The sequence below is a fragment of the Amycolatopsis pretoriensis genome (assembly GCF_900107925.1).
Lineage (GTDB): Bacteria > Actinomycetota > Actinomycetes > Mycobacteriales > Pseudonocardiaceae > Amycolatopsis > Amycolatopsis pretoriensis.
On record NZ_FNUJ01000016.1, the window covers coordinates 1 to 8,468 of the forward strand.

Here is an 8,468-nt window from a genome sequence, read left to right on the forward strand (position 1 = left end):
CGGCTCGGCTCGGCTCGGCTCGGCTCGGCTCGGCTCGGCTCGGCTCGGCTCGGCTCGGGAAAGCCGACCACCCACACAGGGCACGACAAACCGCCGCGCCGCAAAAGACTCCGGCCGGCCCAGCCCACCTCGACCGGCCCCGGCTCGCCCAGCCCGGCCTCCGCCCTCAGAACGCCCCTACTCCCCCACCTCCCCGTCAGCCAGCTCCCGCAGCAAATCCAAATGCCCCACATGCCGCGCAGTCTCCTGAACGACGTGCGCCACCACCCACCGCACGGTGAACTCCCCGCGCCGCCGAGTCCGATCGTCCGGACCCAACCTCCGCAGCGACTTCTCCGCCCGCCCCCACTCGGCCTTGTAAGCCGCCACCACCGAAACCGGCGTGTCCTCCGGCGCCAAGTCCCAGCTGGGATCCGGCGACCCCGCCCACAGCGACGGCAGATCCGCCCCTCCGGCCTCGATCGACAACCACCACCGCTCGACGGCCGTCAGGTGCTTCACCACCCCCAGCGCACTCAACCGCGGCGACGAAGGCAACGGCGTGGCCACCGCCGAGGAGACCGGCAACCCCGCCAGCTTGTTCACCGCCGTCGCACGGAGGAACTGCAAGAAGTCCAGCTGAAGGCGCAACTCGTCGCCGGCCAGGCGCCCGGGCCACGACCGCTGCGTCTTCGAACTCGTGTTCGACATGACCGCAACGTACCCCACCGGTCCGACAAAATAGAGTGATCGCCATGTGGTGGGGACTGCTCTGCGCGCTCGGCGCGGCGATCGCGTACGGCGTGGCTTCGGTGATGCAGTCGGTCGCCGCCCGGGCGACGGACACCGGTGCCGGAACCGGTGTCGATCCGAAACTGCTCGTGCGCGTCCTGAAACAGTGGAAGTTCGTGGCCGGCCTGTCGCTCGACGTCCTCGGGTTCGTCGCGCAGATCGCCGCCCTGCACGTCCTTCCGCTCTTCGTCGTGCAGGCCGCCCTCGCCGCCAGTCTCGCCGTCACCGCCGTCGCCGCGCGGTTCCTCGGCGTGCGGCTCGGGACGAAGGAGTGGGCGGCCGTCGCCGTCGTGTGCGCCGGGCTCGGGCTGCTCGGCGCCGCCGCCGAGAGCGAAGGCTCCGATCCCGTCGGGCTCGGCTTCCGGCTGGGGCTGATCGGGGCCGTCGCCGTGCTGGCCGGCGCCGGGATCGCCGCCGGGAAGGCGAGCCGCCGGGTCCGGACGCCCGCGCTCGGGCTCGTCGCCGGCCTCAGCTTCGGCGTCGTCGCCATCGCCGGCCGGATCATCCCGAGCCTGGCCCCGCTGGACCTGCTCACCGACCCGGCCACCTACACCGTCGCGGTCGCGGGCGGGATGGCGATGCTGTTCTACGCCACGGCGTTGCAACGCGGCAGCGTCACCACCAGCACCGCCATGATGGTGCTCGGCGAGACCGTCTTCCCGTCGCTGGTCGGGGTGCTCGTGCTCGGCGACCGGACCCGGCCCGGGTTCGCGGTGCTCGCGATCGCCGGGTTCGTCCTCGCCGTGGCCGCCGCGCTCGCCCTGGCCCGCTTCGGGGAGCCGGACACAAGTGAGACGAAGCCGACCGTATTCCCGTAACTTCTTTACTTAGACTAGCCTTACCTATCCCACGACCAGGACAGGGAGGCGCGGGTGAGCACGACCGGACGGGAAGTCCTCCGCCGTTCGATCACCGGGCAACGACGATCGGTGGGCCTCGCGGCCCTGCTGACGGCGGGCCACCAAGGTGGTGAGGCGCTGGTGCCGGTGGTGATCGGCGTGGTGATCGACCAAGCCGTCGCCGGCGGATCGGTGGGCACGCTCTTGTTCTGGCTCGCGGTGCTCGGCGTGCTCTTCGCCGTGCTGTCGACCAGTTACCGCCTCGGCGCCCGTTTCGGTGAGCGCGCCGCCGAACGCGCCGCCCACGAGCTGCGGCTCGACGTCGGGCGCCGGGTCCTGCACCCCGGCGGCGGCGCGGAGTCCCTCGCGGGCGAGCTCGTCAGCGTCGGGACGTCGGACGCGAAACGCGTCGGCCAGGTCAACGGTGTCCTGCCGTTCGGCGTCGCCGGCCTGGTCGGGCTGCTGGTCAGCGCCGTCGTGCTGCTGACCATGAGCGTCCCGCTCGGCCTGCTCGTGCTGCTCGGGACGCCGCCGATGCTCTACCTCGCGCACCTGATCGGCAAGCCCCTCGAACGCCGCAGCGAGGCCGAACAGGAACGCTCCGCCTTCGCCTCCGGCATCGCCACCGACCTCGTCGCCGGGCTGCGCGTGCTCAAGGGCGTCGGCGCCGAACGCGCCGCCGTCGACCGCTACCGCCGCACCAGCCAGGACTCGCTGAAGGCGACGCTGCGGGCGGCGCGCGCCCAGGCCTGGCACAACGGCGCGCTGCTCGCGCTCACCGGGATCTTCATCGCGCTCGTCGCGCTCGTCGGCGGGAACCTCGCGGCCGCGGGCGAGATCAGCGTCGGCGACCTCGTCGCCGCGGTCGGGCTCGCGCAGTACCTGATCACGCCGTTCTCGATCTTCTCGTGGGTCAACGGCGAACTCGCCCAGGGCCGCGCGTCGGCCGGACGCATCGCCGACGTCCTCAACGCGCCCCACGCCGTCGACACCGGCGAAGCAACCCTCCCGACGCCCGCCGCGGGGCACGTCCGGCTGTCCGCGCTGGGCCGCGGCGCACTGCGGGACGTCGACTTCGAAGCGCACCCCGGCGAGCTGCTCGGCGTGGTCGCCACCGACCCGGCCGCCGCGACCGACCTCCTGGACTGCCTCGGCCGCGCCGCCGACCCCACGGCCGGGACCGTGACCGTCGACGCGGTCGACCTGTCCACTGTGGACCCCAGCCGGGTCCGCGAGGTGGTGCTGGTGGCCGCGCACGACGCGGATCTGTTCGCCGGCACCGTCGCGGAGAACTGCGGCACGGGGCCGCTCGCCGGACCGGCGATGACCGCGGCCGCCGTCGACGAGGTGGCCGGCGCGCTGCCCGACGGCGTCGCGACCGCCGTCAGCGAACGCGGGCGGTCGCTTTCGGGCGGGCAGCGGCAGCGGGTCGCGCTCGCCCGCGCCCTCGCCGTGGACGCGCCGGTGCTCGTGCTGCACGACCCGACGACCGCCGTCGACACCGTCACCGAGGCCCGGATCGCCGCGGGCCTGGCCGAACTGCGGCGCGGCCGCACCACCATCCTCGTGACCACCAGCCCGGCGCTGCTCGCCGCGACCGACCGCGTCGTCCTCCTCGACGACGGGCGGATCGCGGGTGTCGGCAGCCACGCCGAGCTGGCCGGTCGCGCCGACTACCGGGCGGCGGTGCTGTCATGATCCGCGAACTCCTCCCCGTGGCCGACGGCCGCCGGATCCGCGCCGTCGTCGGCGAGCTCGCCGGCCGGTCGAAGGGCCGCGCCGCGGCCGCGTTCACGATGCTCGTCGCCGCGACGGCGATGGGGCTGCTCACCGCTCCCCTGCTCGGCCGGGTCGTCGACCTGGTCGCGACGCGCCACCCGGCGGCCGACCTCGTCACACCGGTGGTGAGCCTGGTGCTCGTCGCGCTCGGCCAGGCGGTCGCGACGGCCATCGGCGTGTCGCTGGTGGCGCGGCTGGGCGAGACGATCCTGGCCGAGCTGCGGGAACGCTTCGTCGAGCGGGCCCTCGGCCTGCCGCTCGACCAGCTGGAGCGCGCCGGGTCCGGCGACCTCACCACGCGCGTGACGAACGACGTCTCGGTCGTCGCCGAAGCCGTCCGGCAGGCGCTGCCCGAGCTGGGCCGCTCGGTGCTGACGGTGGTGCTCACCCTGGGCGCGCTGGCGGTGCTGGACTGGCGGTTCCTGCTGGCCGCGCTGGTCGCCGTGCCGATCCAGCTGTGGACCGTCCGCTGGTACGTGCCGCGGGCGAAGCCGTTGTACGCGAGCCAGCGCGAGGCCGTCGGGGCGCAACAGCAGCAGCTGCTGGACACCATCGGCGGCGCGAAGACCGTCCGCGCGTTCCGGCTCGCGGACACCCACCTCGACCGGGTGCGCGAGCGGTCGAACGTCGCCGTCGACCTCGCCCTGCGCGGGATCCGGCTGGTGACGCGGTTCTACGCGCGGCTCAACCTGGCGGAGTTCGTCGGGCTGTCGGCCGTGCTGGCCATGGGGTTCCTGCTGGTCGGCGCGGACGCGGTGACGGTCGGCGTCGCGACGGCCGCGGCGCTGTACTTCCACAGCCTCTTCGGCCCGATCACGACGGCGCTGGCCCTGGTCGACGACGCGCAGGCGGCCGCGGCCAGCCTCGCGCGGCTGATCGGCGTCGCGGACCTGCCCGCCGAAGCGGCGCCCGCGCGGCCGGCCCGGCCGGTGGACGCGTCGGTGAAGACGGCGGCGACCGGCTATTCCTATGTGGACGGTCACCCGGTGCTGCGCGACATCGACCTCGCCGTCGCACCCGGCGAGCGGGTGGCGCTGGTCGGGGCGAGCGGGGCGGGCAAGACGACGCTGGCCAAGCTGATCGCCGGCATCCACCCGCCCGCCTCGGGGACGATCACGCTCGGCGGCGTCCCGCTGGAGGAGCTGGGACCGGAGGCCACCCGCCGGACGGTCGCGCTGATCAGCCAGGAGGTCCACGTCTTCGCCGGCCCCCTCGCCGACGACCTCCGCCTGGCGCGCCCGGCGGCGACCGACGCGGAACTGCGGGACGCACTGGGGAAAGTCGGCGCACTGTCCTTCGTGGACAGCCTGCCGGACGGCCTCGCCACGGTCGTCGGCGAAGGCGGGCACCAGCTCACGGTGACGCAGGCGCAGCAGCTCGCCCTGGTCCGGCTGGTGCTGGCCGACCCACCGATCGCGATCCTCGACGAAGCCACGGCGGAGGCGGGCAGCGCGGGCTCGCGGGTCCTGGAGTCCGCGGCCGCCGCGGCCCTCGAAGGCCGCACGGCGCTGGTGGTCGCCCACCGCCTGACGCAGGCGGCGGCGTCCGACCGGATCGTGGTCCTCGACGCGGGCGCGGTGGTGGAGTCCGGTACCCACGACGAACTGGTCGCCGCGGGTGGTCAGTACGCGAAGCTGTGGGCGGCCTGGTCAGGCCAGCGCGCCTGACGCGGCGTCCGTGAGCGGGGCCGGCACCCGAAGGCGAAGCCGCCTGATCAGGCCAACACGCCCGCCGCCACCTCCGCCAGGGCGGCCAGCACGGCCGCCACCGCGGGCGGGTCGGGCGGCTCACCGTAGGTGGCCGCGTGGATCCGGCGGCTGAACCCGGTCTCGGTCGCATGGACATCGGCCCGGCGATGAGCCTGCAGCGCGAGCCCGGGCAGGATCGCGACCCCCGCCCCGGCGGCGACCAGCGACTGCACGACGACCATGTCGTCGCTCAGCGATGCGACGCGCGGGCTGAAGCCGGACTGCGCGCACATCGCGCCCAGTTCCTCCTGGCACCGCGGGCAACCGCCGATCCACCCGGAGTCCCGGTGGTCCTCGAGCCGGTCACCGGCTTCCCGGCTGATGAGGTGGACCGGGTCGTCGCCGAGGTGGCGCAGCCGGAACCCCTCCTCGACCGGGCCGTCGGCATGGCTGAACACCACAGCGACATCGATCTCCCCATGGCGCAGCAGGCGCAGCGCTTCGACCGGGTGCTCGTCCACCAGGCTCAGCCGCAGCCCCGGGTGCGCGGCAGCCAGCGCCGCCGCGGCCCGGGGCACGATGGTGGCCAGTGTGGACGCGTTGGCGGCCACCCGGACCAGGCCCGCCTGCAGGCCGACCTGCGCCGCCAGCTCGGTGGCCGCCGCGTCGACCCGGCCCACGATCTCCGCCGCGCGGTGGGCCAGCAGCCTGCCTTCCGGCGTCAACCGGATGCCGCGGCCGATCCGCTGGACGAGCCGCGCTCCGGTGGCCGTCTCCAGCCGGGCCAGGTGGTGGCTCACCGACGGCTGCGAATAATGCAGCTCGCGCGCGGCTTCGGTCACCGATCCGTGCCGCGCCACCGCGGCCAGCACCTTGAGGTGGACCAGGTTCAGCATTCATCAACGTTATCAATGTGTTCGCGGCCGATCTGGCATTGGACGTCATGCGTCGAACGCCGCCAAGATGGTCCCATGACGAAGGTGACCTGCGACCTCACGATCTCCCTCGACGGCTACGCCGCCGGGATCAACCAGACCGAGCAGCGCCCGTTCGGCGAAGACGGCGGCGACGGCTGGGGCGACAAGCTGCACGCCTGGTTCGGCGAAGGCGCCGAACAGCACCCCGGCGAGTTCGAGCGCATGATGACGGCGAAGGCGTTCATCATGGGCCGCAACATGTTCGGCCCGATCCGCGGTGACTGGGACCGGCAGTGGAAGGGCTGGTGGGGCGACAACCCGCCCTACCACGGCCCGGTCTTCGTCCTCACCCACCACGAGCGCGAGCCGCAGCCGATGGACGGCGGCACCACGTTCCACTTCGTCACCGACGGGATCGAGGCGGCGTTCGCCCGCGCCCGGGAAGCGGCCGGCGACGGGGACATCTCCATCCACGGCGGCGCGCAGACGGTCAACCAGTACCTCGCCGCCGGGCTGATCGACGAAATCCGGCTGCACGTGGCTCCGCTGATGCTCGGCGCGGGCTCCCGGCTGTTCGACGGCGTCCCGCCGCTGGATCTCGAGCAGGTCGAGGTGCGAGCGGCGAAGTCGGTCACGCACCTGATGTACCGCGTCCGGCACTGAAAACGCCGGGAGCCCCTCGAGGCTCCCGGCGTTTTCGGGCAACGGGATTCAGTCGTCCATGGCGTCGGCCAGGGACTTGGGCCGCATGTCCGTCCAGTTCGCTTCCACGTGGTCCAGGCAGTCCTGGCGGCCCGCCGGGCCGAACGCGAGCGTCCAGCCGGCCGGGACGTCGGCGAACTGCGGCCACAGGCTGTGCTGGTTCTCGGCGTTCACCAGCACCAGGTACGTGCCGTCGGGGTCTTCGAACGGGTTGGTCATGCGGGCCTCCTCAGGCGGTGATGTCCGTGCGGGCGCCCTTGACGACCTCGGTCAGCTTCTGGATGACCGGGGCCGCGAGCACCGGGTTGAACCGGGGTTCGGTCGACCAGTCGGCGAGCTGGTTCGCCTTGACCGCGGGCAGCTGCGCCCAGGTCGGGATCGCGGCCAGCTGGTCGCGAGAAAGGGCGAAGGTGCGGCTGTCGCTGAGGATCAGGTCAGCCGGGTACTTGCCCGCCTGCTCCCAGCTGAGCGTCTCGAAGTAGTCGTCCGGGCCGGCGCCGTCGACGATGTCCAGGCCGAGCTCGCGGTAGTAGGCCAGGTCGGCGAAGAACTCCGGCTTGCAGACGTAGAGGTTGTCCTTGTCACTGGACACGACGAGCACCTTGAGGCCCGGCTTGGCCTTGATGGCGGCCTTGAGGTCGTCCGACGCCTTCTGGAAGTCGTCTTTGCCCTTCTTGATGGCGTCGGAGTTCGCGTCACCGCCCAGCGCCACCGCGAGCTGCTCGAAGCGCTCGATCACCTTAGGCAGCGTGACCTTGTACTCCGACATCGCGACGATCGGGGCGATCTGCTGCACCTTGGGGCCGAGGTCGTCCTTGAGCACCCACAGGTCGGTCGGCTTGGTGCCGGTGAGCCCGGTGACGACCAGGTCCGGCTTGAGCGCGGCGAACTTCTCCATGCTGAAGTCGTCCCAGGCGTTGCCGATCGAGGTGACGGCGTTCAGGTCGATGTTGCCGGCCTGGATCTCCTTCTTGCCGTCGGCGGTCTTCTGCGGGCCGAAGACGCCGACCGGGCGGACGCCGTAGTCCCACAGCGCCGCGGCCGAGCTGGCGTAGGCGACGACGCGGGACGGACGCTGGTCGCGCGCGGCCTTCTGCCCGCGGTCGTCGGTGAACTCCCACGGGCCGGACGCGGCCGCCGCCGGCTTGTCGTCCTCGCCGCTGCTGCCACACGCGGTGAGGACCGCGGTCGCGGCGAGGCCGCCGGTGCCGATCAGGAATCCACGCCGGCTGAGCCCGGCACCGCCTTGAAACACGGACATGAAGAACCTCTCGCTGAGCTTTAGGTAAGGCACACCTTATTTAGGGCAGCCTGCCAAAAGCAACCACCGCAACCGTCCTGTGTCCACGCCCACGCACGTCAGTTCCGGCCGGACAGCTGGGCTTCCGCCCCGGGCACCGGCTCGGCCGGGTCGTGTCCCAGGTGGACCTGGCGGTTGTCGGCGTCGACGTGCACCACACGCGGCCGGTGGCCGGCGCGCTCGGCCTCGTCGACCTGGGCGTAGGTGATGATGATGACGAGGTCGCCCGGGTGCACCAGGTGCGCCGCGGCGCCGTTGACGCCGATCACGCCGGTGCCCGGCTCGCCGGTGATGGCGTAGGTCTCCAGCCGGGCGCCGTTGGTGATGTCGACGACCTGGACGCGCTCGCCCTCCACGATGTCCGCGGCGGCCATCAGGTCGGCGTCGATCGTCAGCGAACCCACGTAGTGCAGGTCGGCCTGCGTCACGGTGGCACGGTGGATCTTGGCGTTCATCAGGGTGCGGTGCACTC

9 protein-coding genes are annotated in these 8,468 nt (G+C 72.7%); 4 read left to right on the top strand and 5 right to left on the bottom strand.

Features of this window, described 5'->3' with window-relative positions:
• Positions 1 to 177 precede the first annotated feature (177 nt).
• Positions 178 to 690, bottom strand: a complete 513-nt coding sequence (locus BLV96_RS45455) for a DinB family protein (RefSeq protein WP_167379942.1) — start codon at positions 688 to 690, stop codon at positions 178 to 180.
• Between the two features lie 44 nt (positions 691 to 734).
• Here BLV96_RS45455 and BLV96_RS45460 point away from each other — a divergent pair, with 44 nt between their 5' ends.
• Genes BLV96_RS45460 through BLV96_RS45470 form a run of 3 tightly spaced genes read left to right on the top strand, consistent with a single transcriptional unit; the run spans position 735 to position 5,056 of the window.
• Positions 735 to 1,589 (top strand): DMT family protein, encoded by an 855-nt coding sequence (locus BLV96_RS45460; protein WP_167379943.1) that lies wholly within the window; start codon positions 735 to 737, stop codon positions 1,587 to 1,589.
• Between the two features lie 54 nt (positions 1,590 to 1,643).
• Entirely contained in the window at positions 1,644 to 3,308 is a 1,665-nt protein-coding gene (locus BLV96_RS45465) for an ABC transporter ATP-binding protein (protein WP_086675376.1), read from the top strand.
• The gene (locus BLV96_RS45470; RefSeq protein ID WP_086675375.1) at positions 3,305 to 5,056 is read left to right on the top strand and encodes an ABC transporter ATP-binding protein; all 1,752 of its coding nucleotides are present in this window, start codon (positions 3,305 to 3,307) and stop codon (positions 5,054 to 5,056) included. Before BLV96_RS45465 ends, BLV96_RS45470 begins: the two co-directional genes overlap by 4 nt.
• Before the next feature lie 47 nt (positions 5,057 to 5,103).
• Here the strand turns inward: BLV96_RS45470 and BLV96_RS45475 are convergent, their stop codons facing one another.
• On the bottom strand, positions 5,104 to 5,973 hold the full coding sequence (locus tag BLV96_RS45475) for a LysR family transcriptional regulator (RefSeq protein WP_086675374.1): 870 nt from the start codon (positions 5,971 to 5,973) through the stop codon (positions 5,104 to 5,106).
• A 75-nt stretch (positions 5,974 to 6,048) separates the two neighbouring features.
• Between BLV96_RS45475 and BLV96_RS45480 the strand changes: the two genes are divergently transcribed.
• Positions 6,049 to 6,657, top strand: coding sequence for a dihydrofolate reductase family protein (locus BLV96_RS45480; protein WP_086675373.1), 609 nt, complete (start codon positions 6,049 to 6,051; stop codon positions 6,655 to 6,657).
• A 48-nt stretch (positions 6,658 to 6,705) separates the two neighbouring features.
• Here BLV96_RS45480 and BLV96_RS45485 read toward each other — a convergent pair whose 3' ends face one another.
• From BLV96_RS45485 to panD, 3 genes are all read right to left on the bottom strand, one after another.
• Entirely contained in the window at positions 6,706 to 6,915 is a 210-nt protein-coding gene (locus tag BLV96_RS45485) for an MbtH family protein (RefSeq protein WP_086675372.1), read from the bottom strand.
• A 10-nt stretch (positions 6,916 to 6,925) separates the two neighbouring features.
• Positions 6,926 to 7,957, bottom strand: coding sequence for an ABC transporter substrate-binding protein (locus BLV96_RS45490; protein WP_086675371.1), 1,032 nt, complete (start codon positions 7,955 to 7,957; stop codon positions 6,926 to 6,928).
• A gap of 98 nt (positions 7,958 to 8,055) precedes the next feature.
• Positions 8,056 to 8,466, bottom strand: coding sequence for an aspartate 1-decarboxylase (gene panD / locus BLV96_RS45495; protein ID WP_086675370.1), 411 nt, complete (start codon positions 8,464 to 8,466; stop codon positions 8,056 to 8,058).
• Positions 8,467 to 8,468 lie beyond the last annotated feature (2 nt).